Here is an 18,630-nt window from a genome sequence, read left to right on the forward strand (position 1 = left end):
GGAGCCCTTGCGCGCGGCCCGTTCCGCCCCGTCGCGGCGCGTGGGGCGATGACGATCCGCCAGCCCGCTGCTCGTCGCTCGGGGCGTGGTCAGCTCAGAGCTTGGTGACTGGCGCGTACCGCAACAGCAGCCGCTTCACGCCCTGGGTGCCGAAGTCGATCGAGGCCACCGTCTTGTCCGCGACGCCCTCGACGGTGACGACCGTGCCGAGGCCGAACGAGTCGTGGGTGACCCGGTCGCCGGGGTCCAGCGAGGGGATCTCGCGGGCAGGCTTCGACTTCGCCGCCACGTCGGCCCTGATCGCTGCGGAGGAGAAGTTGCGGCGGCCGGCGCCGGTGAGCGTGCCGAAGCCACTGCTGAACCGCTCCCCGCCGAGGTCCTGGCGCGTCCAGGAGGTCATCGCGGCCTCCGTACGGCGCCAGTCGACCAGATCGACCGGCAGCTCGTCGAGGAAGCGCGAGGCGGGGTTGTGCGCGGGCGAGCCCCAGGCGGAGCGGACCACGGCGCGGGAGATGAGGAGCCGTTCGCGGGCCCGGGTGATGCCGACGTAGGCGAGCCGGCGCTCCTCCTCGAGCTCGGTCGAGTCGCCCAGCGCACGCGAGTGCGGGAAGACCCCGTCCTCCATGCCGGTGAGGAACACGATCGGGAACTCCAGCCCCTTGGCCGTGTGCAGCGTCATGAGCGTGACGACGCCCTCGTCGGTCTCCGGCACCTGGTCGGAGTCGGCGACCAGCGCGACCCGCTCCAGGAAGTCGTCGAGGCCCGGAGCGACGATCCCGGCGTCGACGTCGGCGGGGTCGGCCGACGGCCCGGCGACGGGGTCGTCGGAGAACTCGCGGGCGACAGCGACCAGCTCGGCGAGGTTCTCCACGCGGGTGGCGTCCTGCGGGTCGTCGCTCGCCTCGAGCTCCTGGAGGTAGCCGGAGCGTGCGAGCGTCGCCTCGAGCACGACGTCGGGCCGCTCTCCCCCGTCGACCATCGACTGCAGCTCGGTCATCATCGCGACGAAGGCGCGGATGTTGCTGGCGCTGCGGGTCGCCAGCCCCGGGGCGAGGTCGGCGCGCTGCAGCGCCTCCCAGAAGGTCAGGCCGTCGCGAGCGGCGAGGGCGTCGACGCACTCCACCGCCCGGTCGCCGATGCCGCGCTTGGGGGTGTTGAGGATCCGCCGCATCGAGACCTGGTCGGCGGGGTTGGCGAGCGCGCGCAGGTACGCGAGCGCGTCGCGCACCTCGCGCCGCTCGTAGAACCGCACGCCGCCGACGACCTTGTACGGCTGGCCGGTGCGGATGAAGACCTCTTCGAAGACCCGGCTCTGCGCGTTGGTGCGGTAGAAGACGGCGATCTCGCTGGCCTTGTGGCCGGCGTCGACCAGCTTGTCGATCTCGTCGCTGACGAAGCGGGCCTCGTCACGCTCGTCGTCGGCGACGTAGCCGACGATCCGCTCGCCGTCGCCCGCCTCGCTCCACAGCCGCTTCTCCTTGCGGCCCTTGTTGTTCTTGATCACCGCGTTGGCGGCGGTCAGGATCGTCTGGGTGGAGCGGTAGTTCTGCTCGAGCAGGATGCTGGTGGCCTGCGGGAAGTCCTCCTCGAAGTCGAGGATGTTGCGGATGTTGGCCCCGCGGAAGGCGTAGATCGACTGGTCGGCGTCGCCGACGACCATCAGCTCGGCCGCCTCGCTGCGAGGCACCGACGGATCCAGGTCCTCCGGGTTGTCGGCGCACAGCTCGTGGATCAGCGCGTACTGCGCGTGGTTGGTGTCCTGGTACTCATCGACGAGCACGTGCCGGAAGCGGCGCCGGTACGTCTCCCGGACCTCCGGGAAGCGCCGGAACAGGTCGACGGTCGTCATGATGAGGTCGTCGAAGTCGAGGGCGTGCGCCTCGCGCAGGCGCTTCTGGTAGAGCGCGTACGCGGCGGCGTAGGACTCCTCCAGGCCGTTCTTGGCGTCCTTCGCGGCGTCGTCGGGGTCGCGCAGCTCGTTCTTCTGGTCGCTGACCCAGTTGAGCACCTGGGCCGGCGGGTAGCGCTTGGGATCGAGGTCGAGATCGCCGACGACCAGCGTCATCAGGCGCTTCTGGTCCTGCGCGTCGTAGATCGTGAAGCTGGACTTGTAGCCCAGCTTGTCGATCTCCTTGCGCAGGATCCGCACGCAGGCGCTGTGGAAGGTCGAGACCCACATGATCCGGGCGCGCTTGCCGACCAGGTCCTCGACCCGCTCCTTCATCTCGGCGGCGGCCTTGTTGGTGAACGTGATCGCCAGGATCGAGCCCGGATGGGCACCGCGCTGGCTGATCATCCACGCGATCCGCCGGGTGAGCACGCGGGTCTTGCCGGAGCCGGCGCCGGCGACGACGAGCAGCGGCACGCCCTCGTGGGTGACGGCGGCGCGCTGGGGCTCGTTGAGGCCCTCGAGGAGCTCCTCGGCGCTCGGTCCGCGGCGCGCGGGACGGGGCTCCTCGGGGAGGGCGAACAGGGCAGCAGCGTCAGGCATCGTCATCGCCCGCCCACCCTAAGTCCGGGCACCGACAGTTCCCGAGTCGGGCGAGGCGCTCGCGCGCTGCGCCTCGTGGCCCTTGCGGGCGAGCTTCGCCGCGTACATGCGCGCATCCGCCTCGGCGAGGGCGCGGTCGACGCACCCCCGACCGGACGTCGGCACGACCGACGCCGAGCCGACGGAGGCGGCGACGCCTACGGCGGCCATCGCCTCGGCGTAGCGCAACGCGACCCCGTCCAGATCGGCCACCGGAACACCGTCGACGAAGACGACGAACTCGTCCCCGCCGTAGCGCGCGACCGAGTCCCCGGGACGGGTGGCGGCGCGCAGCGCCTCTCCCGCCGTCCGCAGCAGCGCGTCGCCGGCCTGGTGACCGTCGCTGTCGTTGATCGCCTTCAGCCCGTCCAGATCGATCATCACCACGCCGCCGTGGTCGCCCAGCGCGGCGACCCGCTCCTCCACGTCGGCGGTGATGATGTCCCAGCCGCGCCGGTTCAGCAGGCCGGTCAGCCCGTCGGTGTTCGCCAGCGCGGAGGCGGCGATCGCGGAGTGGTGGTGGGACGCCGCCGCACGGACGAGGTGCAGCTGGGTCGACAGCAGCATCGAGAAGACGCCGAGCAGGTCGGTATCGATCTCGGCGACCGAGTGCAGCGGAAGCGCGCCGGCGCCGCACAGGGTGCCGTAGAGCGAGCCGTCGCCCTCTCGGATGGGGACCCCCGCATAGGACCGTACGTCCCCCGCGGCGGGCAGTGCGGCGTAGTCGTCGTCGAGGTGCGAGTCGACCACGACGCTCGCGGCCCCGCCCAGCATGCGACGGCAGAAGGTGTCCTCCCACGGGACCCGGTCGCCCACGTGCAGCAGCTCGTCACCGCTCACGTGCAGGTGCACCTGCTCGACCCCGTCGACCCGACTTACCGACCAGTCCGTGAGGCTGGTGTGGGATCGGAGGTAGGTGACCACCCGCTCCGCCGAGGCGGCGAAGCTCTCGATGTCGGTCGAGATCGCGTCCATGGCCCCGCAGACTAGCGATCCCGACGGGGTGCGTGGGTCTCCTCCTCGCGGAGGGACGCGCGCCGCGTCGACAGACGTCGCACGAGCCAGCCGGCGAGTAGGGCGCTGAGGACCATGTCGTAGCGGCCGAGCAGGGCCACGAGCAGGTCGAGGAGGATGAAGAACCAGAGGATGCCCACGACGACGCGGATGCCGTCGCTTCCATACGGCCCGGTGACCGCGAGCCGCGCAACCAGCACGACGCCCACCACGATCGGGAGCAGCGCGAGCGCGACCCCGACCGGCCAGGCCAGATCGGTCTCGGCGACGGTGTAGGTCAGCATCCAGTGCGCGAGCACACAGACGAGGACGAGCACGCTCAGACCGCGCCGCGGCGCGCGACCGGCCTGTGCGGCGAGTTCGCCCGGCACAGACCCGTGACGGGCGCGGCCCACCACGAACGCGCTCACCACCAGGGCCACGAGCAGCAGTCCGGCTGCGACCAGGACGAGCGCCGGAGGGCGCTGGTCGAACTCGCCGTAGATCACCGGCGTCAGGGCCAGGACCACACCCGCGAGCACCAGGCCCGGTCGGCCGACCCACGGTCGATGCCTCGCTCGTGGAGCCAGCCACTCGACGACCAGCACCGAGGCGCAGATGCTGGTGGCCGTGTGGAACGCGGTGAGATGGACGGCGAGCAGGACATGGGTGTGCCAGACCACGCTGTAGGAGCCGATGCCCGCGTCGTGCCAGAACCGCGGGAGGAACCAGTACCGGTCGACCAGCGCCTCCTCCCACACCGCGTACGCGGCACCGAGCAGCACCAGACCCCGGAACCCCAGCCGGAACCGGAACGCGACGTCGCGACAGAGCAGGGCGCCGCAGCCGTACAGGGCGGCCATGAACGCGAGGTTCCCGGGCAGCAGCAGGTCCAGCGGCGGGCTCGAGCCGGAGAGGCCCTCGCCGAAGAACGGCGCGACGAGCAGGATGAGCAGTACGGGGCTGGTGACGACGCGCCGGAGTCGTCCCGGCCGTCCGGCCGTTCCCGGCGTACCCGGCGTGCGCCGCCCCACGGGAGGCACCCGTCAGAGCAGGCGGCGATCGCTCGCCCAGCGGGTGAGCTCGTGGCGGGAGGAGAGCTGCAGCTTCTTCAGCACGTTCGACATATGCGTCTCGACGGTCTTGATCGAGATGAAGAGCTCCTTGGCGACCTCCTTGTAGGAGTAGCCGCGCGCGATCAACCGCATCACCTCGCGCTCGCGCTCGGTGAGCCGGTCGAGGTCCTCGTCGACGGCGGCCACCTCGATGACCCCGGAGAACGCGTCCAGCACGAAGCCGGCCAGACGCGGCGAGAAGACGGCGTCGCCGCCGTTGACCCGTTCGATCGCGGCGGCGAGCTCGGGGCCGGTGATCGTCTTGGTGACGTAGCCCCGCGCGCCGCCGCGGATCGTGCCGATCACGTCCTCGGCCGCATCGGACACCGAGAGCGCGAGGTAGCGCGGCTGCCCGTCCACCGACGGCGCGCGCCGCATCACCTCGACACCGCCGCCACCGGGCAGGTGCACGTCGAGCAGGACGACCTCGGGCCGGTGACGGGCAACGGCGTCGACGGCCGTGTCCACGTCGGCGGCCTCCGCGACCACCTCGATGCCGGGTTGCTGGGCGAGCTCGGCGCGCACCCCGGTCCGGAACATGGCGTGGTCGTCGACCACCAGCACCTTCACACCCATGTCAGCCCTCCTGCCTTCCGCGCGGCATGCGCAGCCGCACCTCGGTGCCCTCGCCGGGCCCCGTCCTGATCATCGCAGTCCCACCGTGCCGCTCCATCCGGCCCTGGATCGAGTCGCGTACGCCGTGGCGGTCCGCCGGGCGCTCCAGCACCTCGTCGAGGGAGAACCCCACCCCACGATCGCGTACGAAGACCTCGACCGTGTCGGCCGTGACCTCGGCGTAGACGTCGATCCGCGGCACGTCTGCGTGCTTGGCCGCGTTCGTCACCGCCTCGCGGGTGGCGGCGACGACCGGCAGCAGCTCGGCCGCGAGCGGCGCATCCCCGACCACGACCACGTCCACCACCACGCCGTGCGCGTCCTCGACCTCGGCGGCGGCCGACTTGAGCGCGGCGGCGACGCTGGCGTCCGGCTCGTTGCTCTCGTCGTAGAGCCAGCCGCGCAGGTCGCGCTCCTGCGAGCGCGCCAGGCGCGCGACCGTCCCGGCATCGTGGGCGTTCTTCTGGATCAGCGCGAGGGTCTGGAGCACCGAGTCATGCAGGTGGGCGGCCATGTCGGCGCGCTCCTGCGTACGGACGCGCTCGGCGCGCTCGGCACCCAGGTCGGCGTAGAGCCGCAGCGCCCACGGGCCGACGATGACGCCGATCCCGGCCACGCCGAGGAGGAACGCGACGACGAGCCGGCCGGCGTCGGCGATCGAGCCGCCGCGCACCTCGAAGAGGGCGAACGCGATCAGCACCAGGAGCACGCCTGCGGCGACCCGGGCGTACGCCGCCCAGCCGCCCCGGCCGAAGACCATCGCGATCGGATCCACCCGTTCGCGGGCGTCGAGCCAGCGCTCGCGCTGTGCCTCGTCGGCCTGCCGCCACAGCAGCGTGACACCCGCCAGACCGACCACGACCGGCCAGAAGAGCGTGCCGGTGCCGATCATCGACTCGAGCAGCAGCACCCCGCCGAAGGCGAGCGCGCAGCCGGCGATCGCCGGCCCGGCGTCGCTGAGCCGGCGCATCCTGCCCGGGCGGCGCCCGCCGCGGGTGGCCGACTCCGCCCCGGGCGTACCGGCCTCGACGACCGGCGCGGGCGGCAGCATCAGCCACAACCCGGCGTAGAGCGCCACACCGAAGCCGTCGAGGAGGGCCGCGGCGACGAAGAAGATCCGCACCCACAGCACCGGCAGCCGCAGGTGCTGCGCGAGGCCGGCGGCGACCCCGCCGATGACGCCCGCCTCGGTGTCCCGGTAGGCCCGCCGGGCGGTCGTGACCACACTCATGCACGTACTCGCTTCGCTCCGTGCGCATGAGGCTCACGGCACGCGGTTCTGGATGATGAGCGCGCTGCGCTCGCTCATGGTGGCTCCATCGTCACATGGGTGCGCACACGGAGCCATGAGGATGGACCCTGAACGGCCCCTCAGGGTGCCCCCGAAGGATCAGGGCCGTCCCCGATGGTGGTCGGGCGTGCCCGGCGGCAGGCTGGAAGCATGACCACGAACCAGACCGAGGCCCCGCAGCCGTCGCACGACCCGAGCGGTCAGCGCACGCCGCCGCGTCGTGAGCCCACCGACCTGGGCAGCCTGCGGCGCAGCATCGGCGACCGGCACGTCGCCGGCGTCGCGGGTGGTCTGGCGCGCCACTTCGGCATCGACCCGATCATCATCCGGGTCGCGCTGGTGGTGCTGGTCTTCTTCGGCGGCGCGGGCGTGCTGCTCTACGTGGGCGCCTGGCTGCTGGTCCCCGAGGAGGGCACCGAGCATGCGGTCGTACGCCTCGACGACCGGAGCCGCTCGTTCCTGCTCTACGTCGTCGGCGGTATCGCCGCACTGGCCCTGCTGGGCGACACGATCGGCCACTTCCGGCTGCCGTGGGGCCTGCTGGTCGCCGGCATCGTCGCGGTGCTGATCCTCGGCAACATCGACCGGGTCCGCGTCCGCCCCCGGGGACGGAGCTCGCGGGAGGGGTACGTCCCGCCGACGCCCGGCGTGTACGACACGCCGCTCGGCACGGCCGGTGCCTCCGCCCCCGAGCCCGATGCTCGCGAGCCCGGCGCGCCCGACCCCGGCCACGAGGCCCGCGCGGACGCGCCCACCGCGACGTCGTACGCCGCCCCCGACTACGCAGCCGCCTACACCGCCGGCTCGGCGCAGATCACCGCCGAGGTCGACGAGAAGGTCCGCCAGAAGGTCCAGCGGTACGAGTCGCGCCGCCGCGGCCCGATCCTCTTCTGGTTCACCGTCGCGCTGATCCTCGTGTCCCAGGGCGCGCTCGGGATCATCGACCTGGCCGGCGCGAACATCGCCGACGCCGCCTACCCGGCCACCGCCCTCGGTGTCACCGGCCTGATGCTCGTGCTCGGGGCCTTCTGGGGCCGCGCCGGCGGCCTGATCGTCCTGGGCCTGCTGAGCGCGATCACCCTGATCGGGGCCACCGCGGCGGACGAGTGGGGGCTCGACGCCCACAGCCGTACGGCGGTCTTCGAGCCGTCGTCCAGCGCCGCCGTCGTCGACACCTACACCCACAGCACCGGTGAGCTGACCGTGGACCTGAGCCGGGTGAGCGACCCGGCCGCGCTGGCCGGCCGCACCATCGTGGTCACCTCGCACGTCGGCACCATCGACGTGATCGTGCCGGACGGCCTGACGACCGACGCGACCGGCACCGTGCGCGGCCCCGGTCAGGTCGACATCTTCGGCGACGGCAGCGGCGGCATCAGCACCACGCTCACCGGCGGGACGACCGGCACGGTCGGCGGCTCCGCCCTCCCCCTCACCATCGACGCCAAGCTCAACGTCGGCAAGATCACCGTGGAGACCCGATGAACGACCAGCACGACGAGACGTTCGCACCCGAGCCCGACCCGGAGCAGCCGGAGCGGACCGAGCAGCTCGAGCAGGCCGAGTCCCAGCCGCTGGGGCACACCGGCCCGTACGGCGAGCCGGAGCCGATGCCGATCCCGGAGCCGGCACCGCAGCGCCGTACCGGCTCGCACCCGGTCAACGTCGGCCAGCTCGCGATGGGCCTGGTCTTCCTGGCCGCCGTCGGGGTCTGGGCCCTCATCCAGGGCGACGTGGTCACCGGAGACGAGATCCGCTGGCTGTTGCCGGTGCCGTGGGTGATCGGAGGCGGCATCGGCCTGGTCGCAGCCGCGATCTCCAGCGTGCGGCGTCACGGCGTCGGCCGCTAGCACGCGAGAGGTCACGTGTCGCGGGTTGAGTGTCCAGGACGCTGGCCACTCGACCCGCCGTCAGTGACCTCTCGACCGGATGGATCGACCTGGGTGGATCGACCTGGATGGATCGACCCGGATAGATCGACCTGGGTGGATCGACCTAGGCGGGCTCGCCGACCACGCTGCGGGCGAGGGAGGCGACACCCCGGTCGGCGTAGTCGGTGAAGACGCCGTCGACGCCGGCGGCGAAGAGCTCGCGGTGCTCGGCGATCGAGCCCCGCATCGTCCACACGAAGACCCGTAGCCCGGCGCGGTGCGCGTCGGCGAGCAGCGGCTGCACCGCCCCGCTGCCGGTGAGGACCATGGTGCGGCTGGGGCCGAGCGCGTCGGCGTACCAGGCGATCGCGTGGCAGTCGATCGGGCCGTCGGTCTCGTCGACCAGCTGGACCAGCGGGAGCGGCGTCAGGGGGCTCATCCGGCGGACGAACTCCCGGTCGAACGACTGGATCCAGACCAGCGAGTCGCCCCGCTCGACGCCGTGGTCGCGCAGCGTGGAGAGCAGCGGCTGGACCATCGGCAGCCCGGCGGCCGCGAAGTAGCCGGGGTGCTTGACCTCGACGTGCAGCCCGATCCGGCGCCCGGCCCGGGCCGACTCCTCGGCGACCAGCAGGAGCAGCTCGTCGAGGCTGATGATCGGATCGAGGATGCTCGGCGCTCCGAGGGTGCGCAGCTCGGCGAAGGTGAAGTCCTCGGTGAACCAGCCCTCGACCCGTCGGTCCTCGATCTGCCGTACGGTCCGCCGGGCGGCGAACTCGGGCCGTGTCGCGACATCGGTGGTGCGGGACAGCTCGTTCTCGTGCCGGACGACGAGGACGCCGTCGCCGCTCATCACGACGTCGGTCTCGACCGCGTCGGCGCCCATCCGGATGGCGAGCCGGTAGGAGTCGAGGGAGTGCTCGGGCAGGTGACCCGGCGTACCGCGGTGACCGATCACGAGAGGCATGGCCCCCACGCTCACCAGTCGGGTTGACCAGACGGCCGATCCCACGTGAACCCCAGGCGACGAGGTCCCGACAAGCTCGACCACCGTCCAGGATCAGGGTGTGTCGGCGCCGCTCCAGGTGACGCCCTCGCGGATGACCCGGGCCGGGGTGCCGGCGACGGCGGTCTCCGCGGGGACCTTCTGCCCGCGCACCATCGCCCGGGCGCCGACCACCGCGCCGTCGCCGATCTCCACGTGCCCGGTCACGATCGCGTCGCGGCCGAGCCAGACGTGGTGCCCGAGCCGGATGGTGGCGCCGTACGGGTTGAGCCGCTCGCCCGTCTCCACCGACTCGAGCCGGTGCATGTCGTCGGTGGCGAGGTAGACGTTGGCCGCCCAGAGCTGATCGCTGGCGGCGACGATCGCGCCGCCGTTGCGGGCGTCGATGACCGAGCAGCGGGTGCCGACGACGTCACCGTCGAGGATCACCGCCGAGCGCCCGCCGCAGTAGAGCTCGCCGGCGGTGAGCTCGATCCGCGGGCCGAGATGGATCGTCGCCTCGTCGCCGCCGACCAGCAGCGAGACCACGTTGGTCAGGTCGCTGGCGACCACGAGCAGGACGTCGGAGAACGGGTAGTAGGTGAGCCGCTCCAGCAGCGCCGGGGCCAGCACGGCGTCCGGGGTCAGGTAGAGCGCATTGGACTGCTCGGCCCACCACGGCGGCACCGGCGCGCTCACCGCTCGCAGGTCGAGCCCGGCGAGGGCGTCGGCGTCGGCGCCCAGACCGACCAGCCGCTCGCGGTGCGCGGCCGTGAGGGGCTCGCCCAGGGTCCACGGGCTCGCCGACGAACTCACGGATGACCCCACAGATGACCCCACAGATGACCCCACAGATGACCCCACAGATGACCCCACAGATGACCCCACAGATGACATGGCGGGTTTCTACCATCCCGGATCGGGCAACCCGGTTCGGATGGAGAAAGAGCCTCCGGAGCACGAGGACAGACGGGAGACCCCCAGCGAGCGGCTGGACCGGCTCTTCGACGACCTGCTCCAGGAGCTGCGGGTGATGCAGACCGGGGCGCAGCTGACGTCGGGCTTCCTGCTGACGCTGCCGTTCCAGAGCCGCTTCCCCACCCTCGACGGCTTCCAGCGCGGGCTCTACCTGGCCCTGGTGCTGCTGTCATTGCTCACGACCGCGCTGGTGATGACGGCCGTGGCCGTCCACCAGCGGCTGACCGGGCGACACGTGAAGGAGCAGGTCGTGGCCGCCGGTCGCCGGCTGCTCACCGCCGTGCTCGCCACCCTGGCGCTGCTCGTCGACGGGATCGCGGTGCTCGTCGTCGACGTGGTCGGGAGTCGGGGCTGGGCGCTGGCGATCGGCGGCGCGATGGCGCTGGTGCTGGTCGCGCTCCTCATCGCCCTGCCCCGCGCCGTACTCGCGAGTAGCGAGAGGGGATAGGTTCGGCACCATGAAGCTCTCGACCCCGCTCTCCTACTTCGGCAACCCGCGCGAGACCGCCGATCAGGTCGTCGCCCTGGAGAAGGCGGGGCTCGACCAGCTCTGGGTCGCGGAGCCGTACGGCTTCGACGCGGTCTCGCTGCTCGGCTATCTCGCCGCCAAGACCGAGACCGTCGAGCTCGGCTCCGGCATCCTCAACATCTACTCGCGCACCCCGGGCGCCCTGCTGCAGACCGCTGCCGGCCTCGACAACGTCAGCGGTGGCCGCGCGATCCTCGGCCTGGGCGCGAGCGGTCCGCAGGTGATCGAGGGCTTCCACGGCGTGGCGTACGACAAGCCGCTGGGCCGCACCCGCGAGATCGTCGACATCCTGCGCCGCGGCCTGCGCGGCGAGCGGCTGGTCAACGACGGGATCTACCAGCTGCCGCTGCCCGCCGGCCAGGGCACCGGCCTGGGCAAGCCGCTGAAGCTGCTCAACCGCCCCGAGCGTGCGGACGTGCCGATCTGGCTGGCCTCGCTCGGCAAGAAGAACGTCGAGCTGACCGCCGAGATCGCTGACGGCTGGATGCCGCTGCTGTTCCACCCCGAGCGGGCGGGCCAGGTGTGGGGTGAGGCGATCGCGGCCGGCAACGCCAAGCGCAGCGCCGACCTGAAGCCGATGGAGACCACTGCGGGCGGCCTGCTCGCGATCGGCGAGGGTCCGGAGACCAAGGCACTGCTCGACCAGGCGCGCCCGCTGTACGCGCTGTACGTCGGTGGCATGGGCGCGCGCGGCCGCAACTTCTACAACGACCTGGCGTGCGAGTACGGCTTCGAGAAGGAGGCCAAGCAGATCCAGGACCTCTATCTCGACGGCCACAAGCGCGACGCCGAGGCGATCGTGCCGACCGAGTGGCTCGAGGCCGCCAACCTGGTCGGCCCCGCTTCCTACGTGAAGGAGCGGATCGCGGCCTTCGCCGAGGCCGGCGTGACGAGCCTGCAGGTCAGCCCGGCCTTCGGCACGGACCCGGTGGCCGCGATCGGCCAGGTCAAGGAGTGGCTGGTCTGAGGTGACCGGTGCGCCTCAGGGCCGCCGGTCCTGGCTCCAGGCCGCCCCGAGCGCGAAGAGGTTCGGCGCCCGGTAGTGCTCCATCGCGTCGGCGATCCTGCGCCGCCCGGTGCGGTCGGAGATGCCGAGCGCGTGCGAGGCGGCCTCGACGGTGGCGCCGTTGCCCATCAGCTGCAGCAGCGGGCCCCACGACGCGGCGCCCTCGCGCACCGGTACGGCGCTGGCCCAGAGCTGGTCGAAGACCCACTGGGCGAGCCCGGCCACGGCGGGGCTGCGTACCGCGATCGCCGAGGTGGGCCAGCTCTCGCCCCACTCCAGGGGCAGCGCGACGACCTCGCCGTCGGCGACCCAGAACCAGCCCGGCAGGTCGGCTCCGATCCGGATGTCCACGCCACCGGCCAGCTCCTCGCTGATCCGCTGGGCCGCCTCGGGCCGGCCGACCTCCGCGACGTTGCCGATCACCCGGGCCCGATGTCCCGGCCGGCCGATCACGCTGTGCCAGGAGGCCTGCATCTCGGGGTCGGCGACGTAGAGCCGGGTGGCGTCGGGCAGTACCACGTCCGTGCGCCGCAGCGGCCGGCTCTCGATCACGCGGTGCCACAGATCGGTCACCGCGGACCAGCCGTGGAAGACCTCCACCTCCAACAGGCCGTGCGCGTTGGCGCCGCCGATCTCCCAGTCGCGCGCCAAGGCCGGCAGCTGCCGGACGAGACCCGCCAGCTCGGCGAGGCCGGCGGTGAACCGGTCGCCCAGCTCGCCGCTGCGCCGTACGACCTCCTCGGCGACGCGCTCGGTGGGCGGCTCGTACCCGATGCTCTCGCCCTTGAGGGTGAGGTAGCCGTCGTCCACGAGCTCGTCGACCTGGACGGCGACCTGGACCGGGTCGCGCAGGGCGAGCGACGCGAGCTCGGTCACCGTCGCCGGCCGCGCGCGCAGCGCGATGGCGAGCAGATCGAGGTGACGCGACGGCATGGATCGATCCTGGCATGGGACAGGGGTGGGGTGGCTACCCCGTGAATGGACGGGTGTGGCCGTGGCCGATCCTGGCCAATGTCCACCCCCGGACAGGTCGTCGGCCCACACTGGTCGACAACCAAGGCCGGGGGTCCGGGACCGTGTGGGGGTTCCGGACCCTTGGTCACTGGTCTCCCCGGGCGCTCCGGGCGGGCCACCAGCCGGTCGGCTGATCGGGCCGTGGGGGCGGATGGCTAATCTGGCAGGGATGTCCACGACTCCCACCCCGCAGGAAGTACGCCGCGCGCTCGCCCGCGCCGAGCGCGGCGCCGCCCTCGACGTGCCGGAGGCGACAGCGCTGCTGGCCGCGACCGGCGACGACCTCGACCGGCTCTGCGCCGCGGCCGCGAAGGTCCGCGACGCCGGACTGGTCGCCGCCGGTCGGCCGGCCACGATCACGTACTCCCCCAAGGTCTTCATCCCGATCACGCGGCTGTGCCGCGACCGGTGCCACTACTGCACCTTCGTGGAGACCCCCGCCCAGGCCGCTCGGGAGGGACGCGAGCCGTTCCTGTCGCCCGACGAGATCCTCGAGATCGCGCGCGAGGGCGCCGCGCTCGGCTGCCTGGAGGCGCTGTTCACCCTCGGCGACCGGCCCGAGGACCGCTGGCCCGAGGCCGCCGAGTGGCTGGAGTCGCGCGGCTACGACTCGACGCTGTCCTACATCCGGGCGATGGCGATCCGGGTGCTGGAGGAGACCGGGCTGCTGCCCCACCTCAACCCCGGCGTGATGTCGTGGGAGGAGCTCAACCGGCTCAAGCCGGTCTCCCCCTCGATGGGGATGATGCTCGAGACCACCTCCCGGCGGCTCTTCGAGACCAAGGGCGAGGCGCACTACGGGTCGCCGGACAAGGACCCGGACGTACGCCTGCGGGTCCTCGAGGACGCCGGGCGACTCGCCATCCCCTTCACGTCCGGGCTGCTCGTCGGGATCGGCGAGACCCTGACCGAGCGGGCCGAGACGATCTTCGCGCTGCGCAAGGTGCACAAGGAGTACGGCGGCCTCCAGGAGGTCATCGTGCAGAACTTCCGTGCCAAGCCCGACACCGCGATGCGGCACGTCGACGACCTCGACCTGGCCGAGTACCGCGCCGCGATCGCCGTCACCCGGCTCGTGCTCGGGCCGAAGGCCCGCGTCCAGGCGCCGCCGAACCTGGTCGACACCGATCCCGCCGCCGGCGAGTGCCGCCAGCTCCTGGATGCCGGCGTCGACGACTGGGGCGGCGTCTCCCCGCTGACCCCGGACCACGTGAACCCCGAGCGCCCCTGGCCCTCGCTGGACGCGTTGCGACGAATGACGGCGGAGTGCGGCTTCGAGCTGCGCTCGCGGCTGACGGTCCACCCCGAGTACGTCCTGGCCGGACTGGGCCCGGGCGGTGGGGCCTGGCTGGACCCGCGGGTCGCGGCGCACGTCGCGGCGCTCGCCGGCGAGGACGGCCTGGCGATCCCGGAGGTCCGGCCGCAGCCCGGGATCTCGTGGCAGGAGCCCGACGGCGGGCTCGCCAGCGCCGGACGCACCGATCTTCATACGGCCATCGACGCGGAGGGTCCCGGCGGCGGCCGCACCGAGGACCGCCGCAGCGACTTCGAGAACGTCTACGGCGACTGGGACGCGGTCCGCGCGGCCGCCGCGACGACCGGCGCCCCGGCCGTGCTCCACGCCGAGGGCCGCGAGGCGATCGCCGCCGCCGAGCAGGACCCCGGCAATCTGTCGGAGGAGCACGCCCTCACCCTGATGACCGCCGAGGGCGACCTGCTGCGCGAGGTGACCCGGCTGGCCGATCACCTGCGCCGCGAGACCGTCGGCGACGACGTCACCTATGTGGTCAACCGGAACATCAACTTCACCAACGTCTGCTACGTCGGCTGTCGCTTCTGCGCGTTCGCGCAGCGGCGTACGGATGCCGACGCATACTCCCTGTCCTACGACGAGGTCGCCCAGCGCGCCCAGGAGGCGTGGGACCTCGGTGCCACCGAGGTCTGCATGCAGGGCGGCATCGACCCGCAGTTGCCGGCGGCGGCGTACTTCGACCTGGTGAACGCGGTCAAGCAGCGCGTGCCGCAGATGCACGTGCACGCCTTCAGCCCGATGGAGATCGTCAACGGCACCGCCCGCACGGGCCTGTCGATCGAGGACTTCCTGATCAAGGTCCGCGAGGCCGGCCTGGGCTCGATCCCCGGCACCGCCGCGGAGATCCTCGACGACGAGGTCCGCTGGGTGCTGACCAAGGGCAAGCTGCCGGCCCGGAGCTGGATCGAGATCATCTCGACGGCGCACCGCGTCGGCATCCCGACCACCTCGACGATGATGTACGGCCACGTGGACAACCCGCGGCACTGGGTCGGCCACCTCAACGTCCTCAAGGGCATCCAGGACAAGGCGCTGGAGCACGGCGCGGCGCGGTTCACCGAGTTCGTGCCGCTGCCGTTCGTGCACACCAGCTCGCCGATCTACCTGGCCGGCGCCGCGCGCCCGGGTCCGACGCTGCGCGACAACCTGGCGGTGCATGCGATGGCGCGGATCATGCTGCACGGCCGGATCGACAACATCCAGACCTCGTGGGTGAAGCTCGGCACCGAAGGAACCCGCGCCATGTTGAATGCCGGCGCCAACGACCTCGGCGGCACGCTGATGGAGGAGACGATCTCCCGGATGGCGGGCTCGGAGTTCGGGTCGGCCAAGACCGTCGAGGAGCTCACCGAGATCGCCGGGGGCATCGGCCGACCGGTCCACGAGCGCACCACGCTGTACGGCACGGCCTAGGACCGACCATGGGGATCGGCGTCCCCAGATCGGGGGAAACCCCAGTGACGCCGCCGGGCAAAGTTTGTTCCACTGGATCCATGCACCGTCAGATCGCTGGAACCCTCACCGGGCGGGTGACCAAGTGGGTGGTCCTGGTGGCGTGGCTGATCGTGATCGCCGCCGCCAGCACCTTCGCCCAGAAGCTCGGCGACGTGCAGAACAACGAGGCCTCCTCCTGGCTGCCGGCCAGCGCGGAGTCGACCAAGGCTCTGGACAAGCTGGCGCCGTTCTCGGATCAGAACGACATCCCGACGATCGTGGTCTACCACCGCGACGGCGGGCTCACGGCAGCCGACTTCCAGGCCATCGCCGAGCAGGCGCCGCAGATCGCGGACCTGGACGGCGTCGTCACACCCACGGACGGCAGCCCGACGGTGGTGTACCCGACCGACGAGGCGAGCGGTCAGAAACAGGGGCTGGTCTCCCAGGACGGGGCCGTGGCGACCTCGATCGTCACGTTCAACCTCGGCTCGCAGGGCTGGAACAAGATGCCGCCGATCGCCGACGACCTCCGGTCGATCGCGACCATCCCCGGCGTGGACGTGCATCTCGCCGGTCCCGGCGGCCAGGTGGCCGATGCCGCCGACGCGTTCGCCGGCATCGACGGGACGCTGCTGTACGCCGCTCTCGGCGTGGTCATCGTGATCCTGCTCTTCACCTACCGCAGCCCGATCCTGTGGCTGCTGCCGATCCTGTCCTCCGTCTTCGCGCTCTTCACCGCCGAGGCGGTCATCTACTTCCTGGCCAAGTACGCCGATCTCACCGTCAACGGGCAGAGCCAGGCGATCTTGAGCGTGCTCGTGATCGGCGCCGGGACCGACTACGCGTTGCTGCTGGTGGCCCGCTACCGCGAGGAGCTGCGCCGCCACGAGGACCGGCACGAGGCGATGGCCGTGGCCCTGCACCGCGCGTCCTCGGCGGTCATCGCCAGCGCCTCGACGGTCGCGATCGGCATGCTGTGCCTGCTTCTTGCCGAGCTCAACTCGACCAAGGGCCTGGGCCCGATCATGGCGATCGGCGTCATTGTGACGCTCGTCGTGATGCTCACCCTGCTGCCGGCCCTGCTGGTGATCACCGGCCGCTGGGTGTTCTGGCCGCGGCGTCCGGCGTACGGCTCCGACGAGCCGACCACGCACGGGTTCTGGTCCCGGGTCGGCAACCGGATCGCCCCGCGGCCGCGGGCCGTCTGGGTCACCACCACGGTGGTGCTGCTGATCGCGTGCCTGGGCGTGCTCACGCTCAAGACCGGCAACATCCCGACCGACAAGCAGTACACCAAGACCTACGACTCCGTGGTCGGCCAGCGCGTCCTGGTCGACCACGGCCTGGCCGACACCTCGACGCCGATCCAGGTGGTGACCACCCCGGACCAGGCTGAAGCCGTGGTGAGTGCCATCGGCACCGTGGACGGGGTCGGACCCGTCGACGACAGCATCCCGCCGGTGGGCGGGGTGAAGTACCTGCCCGTGACCCAGACGGTCGACCCAGCCAGTCAGAGCGCCGCGGACCAGGTGGTGGCCGTACGCGACGCGGTGAGCGACATCCCCGACACCCTGGTCGGCGGCTCCGCGGCGATCTACCTCGACACCGCCGACGCGGCACACCGCGACAACCGGGTCATCATCCCGGTCGTGCTGATCGTGGTGATGCTGATCCTGATGCTGTTGCTGCGCGCGCTCTTCGCGCCGGTGATGCTGATCCTCACCGTCATCCTGTCGTTCGGCGCGGCACTGGGCCTGTCCGCGCTGATCTTCAAGTACGTCTACGGCTTCGACATGGCGGACTCGGGCTTTCCGCTGTTCGTCTTCGTGTTCCTCGTCGCCCTCGGCATCGACTACAACATCTTCTTGATGACCCGGGTGCGCGAGGAGACCCAGCGGGTCGGCACCCGTCAGGGCTCGCTGATCGCGCTGGCGTCCACCGGCGGGGTGATCACGTCGGCCGGCCTGGTGCTGGCCGCGACGTTCGCCGTGCTGGGGACCATCCCGCTGGTCTTCCTCGCCGAGGTGGGCACCGCGATCGCGCTGGGCGTCATGCTCGACACGCTGGTGGTGCGCGCGGTGCTGGTCACCGCCCTCAACCTCGACCTGGGAGCGCGGATCTGGTGGCCGAGCTCCTTGGACCGCACCTCGGCTCCGCAGGCTCCGACGCCGGCGGCGATGACCGACTCCTGATCTGTTCGCAGCCCCACGCTGCCCTCGAACTCCCCGTGTGGGCACACTGGGGCATGGGCACCGGTGCCCGCAGGCACGAGAGGAGTGTTCGATGAGCGAAGAGGGCGAGTCCTACGGCGACTACAGCGTCGACGACGAGGACCAGCCGGGGGCCGAGGGCGATCTCGTACGAGATCCTGCGCGCGACCCCGACGACGAGCTCGACGCGGGCTACTCGCCGCCCGAGAAGTGGAGCGTCGTCAACCGCTTCGGCGCCACCCCGTGGGAGGAGGCGCACGGCGAGTCCCTCGAGCAGCGTCTACGCCAGGAGGAGCCGGAGCGCGATCCGTACGAGGAGGACGAGGTCGACGAGGCCAACGAGGACCGCGAGGTGGGCGATCGCCGCGCCGGTCGCCTGGTCGATCCGGACCAGGGCTACGGCGAGGACACCGAGAAGGACATGGTCGGCTGGGATGCCGGCATCGACGGCGCCGGCGCTTCGGCCGAGGAGGCCGCGATGCACATCGTCGACGATGAAGAAGCCACCTCCGACGAGGACTGAACGATGCGCCCGGGGGTACCTGGGTGCCTCAACTATCGAGGAGGGAATCGATGGCATTCCTACTGTGGATCCTGGCGGTCATCCTGGTCGTATCCGGGATCGTGAGCATTCTGCGCGGCGCGTTGCTGTGGGGGATCGTGCTGATCGTCGTCGGCCTGCTGGTCGGCCCGGGTGGCGTCAGCATCTTCACGTAGCGAGAACGGTCACGACGACCGGCCGCG

At 71.7% G+C, this 18,630-nt stretch carries 16 protein-coding genes; 8 read left to right on the forward strand and 8 right to left on the reverse strand.

Annotation, left to right across the window (positions count from 1 at the left end):
- Positions 1–94: 94 nt before the first annotated feature.
- From pcrA to ACZ5L9_RS02240, 5 genes are read right to left on the reverse strand one after another with little or no spacing between them, the layout of a single operon-like run.
- Positions 95–2,497 carry a DNA helicase PcrA gene (gene pcrA, locus ACZ5L9_RS02220; protein ID WP_464533236.1) on the reverse strand — a complete coding sequence of 801 codons (2,403 nt, stop codon included), beginning with the start codon at positions 2,495–2,497 and terminating at the stop codon, positions 95–97.
- Between the two features lie 12 nt (positions 2,498–2,509).
- Entirely contained in the window at positions 2,510–3,505 is a 996-nt protein-coding gene (locus ACZ5L9_RS02225) for a GGDEF domain-containing protein (RefSeq protein ID WP_464533238.1), read from the reverse strand.
- An 11-nt stretch (positions 3,506–3,516) separates the two neighbouring features.
- On the reverse strand, positions 3,517–4,557 hold the full coding sequence (locus tag ACZ5L9_RS02230; RefSeq protein ID WP_464533241.1) for a hypothetical protein: 1,041 nt from the start codon (positions 4,555–4,557) through the stop codon (positions 3,517–3,519).
- A gap of 12 nt (positions 4,558–4,569) precedes the next feature.
- Positions 4,570–5,214 (reverse strand): LuxR C-terminal-related transcriptional regulator, encoded by a 645-nt coding sequence (locus ACZ5L9_RS02235; protein ID WP_464533244.1) that lies wholly within the window; start codon positions 5,212–5,214, stop codon positions 4,570–4,572.
- A gap of 1 nt (position 5,215) precedes the next feature.
- Positions 5,216–6,484 carry an ATP-binding protein gene (locus tag ACZ5L9_RS02240; protein ID WP_464533246.1) on the reverse strand — a complete coding sequence of 423 codons (1,269 nt, stop codon included), beginning with the start codon at positions 6,482–6,484 and terminating at the stop codon, positions 5,216–5,218.
- A 210-nt stretch (positions 6,485–6,694) separates the two neighbouring features.
- Between ACZ5L9_RS02240 and ACZ5L9_RS02245 the strand changes: the two genes are divergently transcribed.
- On the forward strand, positions 6,695–8,029 hold the full coding sequence (locus ACZ5L9_RS02245) for a PspC domain-containing protein (RefSeq protein WP_464533249.1): 1,335 nt from the start codon (positions 6,695–6,697) through the stop codon (positions 8,027–8,029).
- On the forward strand, positions 8,026–8,394 hold the full coding sequence (locus tag ACZ5L9_RS02250; protein WP_464533251.1) for a hypothetical protein: 369 nt from the start codon (positions 8,026–8,028) through the stop codon (positions 8,392–8,394). The genes ACZ5L9_RS02245 and ACZ5L9_RS02250 overlap by 4 nt, the downstream gene beginning before the upstream one ends.
- A gap of 145 nt (positions 8,395–8,539) precedes the next feature.
- Here ACZ5L9_RS02250 and ACZ5L9_RS02255 read toward each other — a convergent pair whose 3' ends face one another.
- Both ACZ5L9_RS02255 and ACZ5L9_RS02260 read right to left on the reverse strand, forming a co-directional pair.
- Positions 8,540–9,382, reverse strand: a complete 843-nt coding sequence (locus ACZ5L9_RS02255; RefSeq protein ID WP_464533253.1) for a glycerophosphodiester phosphodiesterase family protein — start codon at positions 9,380–9,382, stop codon at positions 8,540–8,542.
- A gap of 93 nt (positions 9,383–9,475) precedes the next feature.
- Positions 9,476–10,216, reverse strand: a complete 741-nt coding sequence (locus ACZ5L9_RS02260) for an acyltransferase (RefSeq protein ID WP_464533255.1) — start codon at positions 10,214–10,216, stop codon at positions 9,476–9,478.
- A gap of 121 nt (positions 10,217–10,337) precedes the next feature.
- On the opposite strand from ACZ5L9_RS02260, the gene ACZ5L9_RS02265 reads away from it, so the two are divergent.
- Positions 10,338–10,826: a DUF6328 family protein gene (locus tag ACZ5L9_RS02265; protein WP_464533257.1), complete on the forward strand. Its 489-nt coding sequence runs from the start codon at positions 10,338–10,340 to the stop codon at positions 10,824–10,826.
- 10 nt (positions 10,827–10,836) lie between these two features.
- A complete protein-coding gene (locus ACZ5L9_RS02270) occupies positions 10,837–11,874 on the forward strand; it encodes an LLM class F420-dependent oxidoreductase (RefSeq protein WP_464533259.1) in 1,038 nt (345 codons plus the stop codon).
- Positions 11,875–11,889: 15 nt separating this feature from the next.
- Here the strand turns inward: ACZ5L9_RS02270 and ACZ5L9_RS02275 are convergent, their stop codons facing one another.
- The gene (locus ACZ5L9_RS02275) at positions 11,890–12,846 is read right to left on the reverse strand and encodes a hypothetical protein (RefSeq protein WP_464533261.1); all 957 of its coding nucleotides are present in this window, start codon (positions 12,844–12,846) and stop codon (positions 11,890–11,892) included.
- Between the two features lie 250 nt (positions 12,847–13,096).
- On the opposite strand from ACZ5L9_RS02275, the gene ACZ5L9_RS02280 reads away from it, so the two are divergent.
- The 4 genes from ACZ5L9_RS02280 to ACZ5L9_RS02295 all read left to right on the forward strand — a co-directional run bounded on the left by ACZ5L9_RS02280 (position 13,097) and on the right by ACZ5L9_RS02295 (position 18,603).
- Positions 13,097–15,652 (forward strand): bifunctional FO biosynthesis protein CofGH, encoded by a 2,556-nt coding sequence (locus ACZ5L9_RS02280; RefSeq protein ID WP_464533263.1) that lies wholly within the window; start codon positions 13,097–13,099, stop codon positions 15,650–15,652.
- Positions 15,653–15,732: 80 nt separating this feature from the next.
- Positions 15,733–17,868 (forward strand): MMPL family transporter, encoded by a 2,136-nt coding sequence (locus ACZ5L9_RS02285; protein WP_464533265.1) that lies wholly within the window; start codon positions 15,733–15,735, stop codon positions 17,866–17,868.
- A gap of 91 nt (positions 17,869–17,959) precedes the next feature.
- Positions 17,960–18,409 carry a DUF5709 domain-containing protein gene (locus ACZ5L9_RS02290; protein ID WP_464533268.1) on the forward strand — a complete coding sequence of 150 codons (450 nt, stop codon included), beginning with the start codon at positions 17,960–17,962 and terminating at the stop codon, positions 18,407–18,409.
- 50 nt (positions 18,410–18,459) lie between these two features.
- On the forward strand, positions 18,460–18,603 hold the full coding sequence (locus ACZ5L9_RS02295) for a GPGG-motif small membrane protein (RefSeq protein ID WP_464533270.1): 144 nt from the start codon (positions 18,460–18,462) through the stop codon (positions 18,601–18,603).
- Positions 18,604–18,630 lie beyond the last annotated feature (27 nt).

Source organism: Nocardioides sp. JCM 18998 (assembly GCF_055391535.1).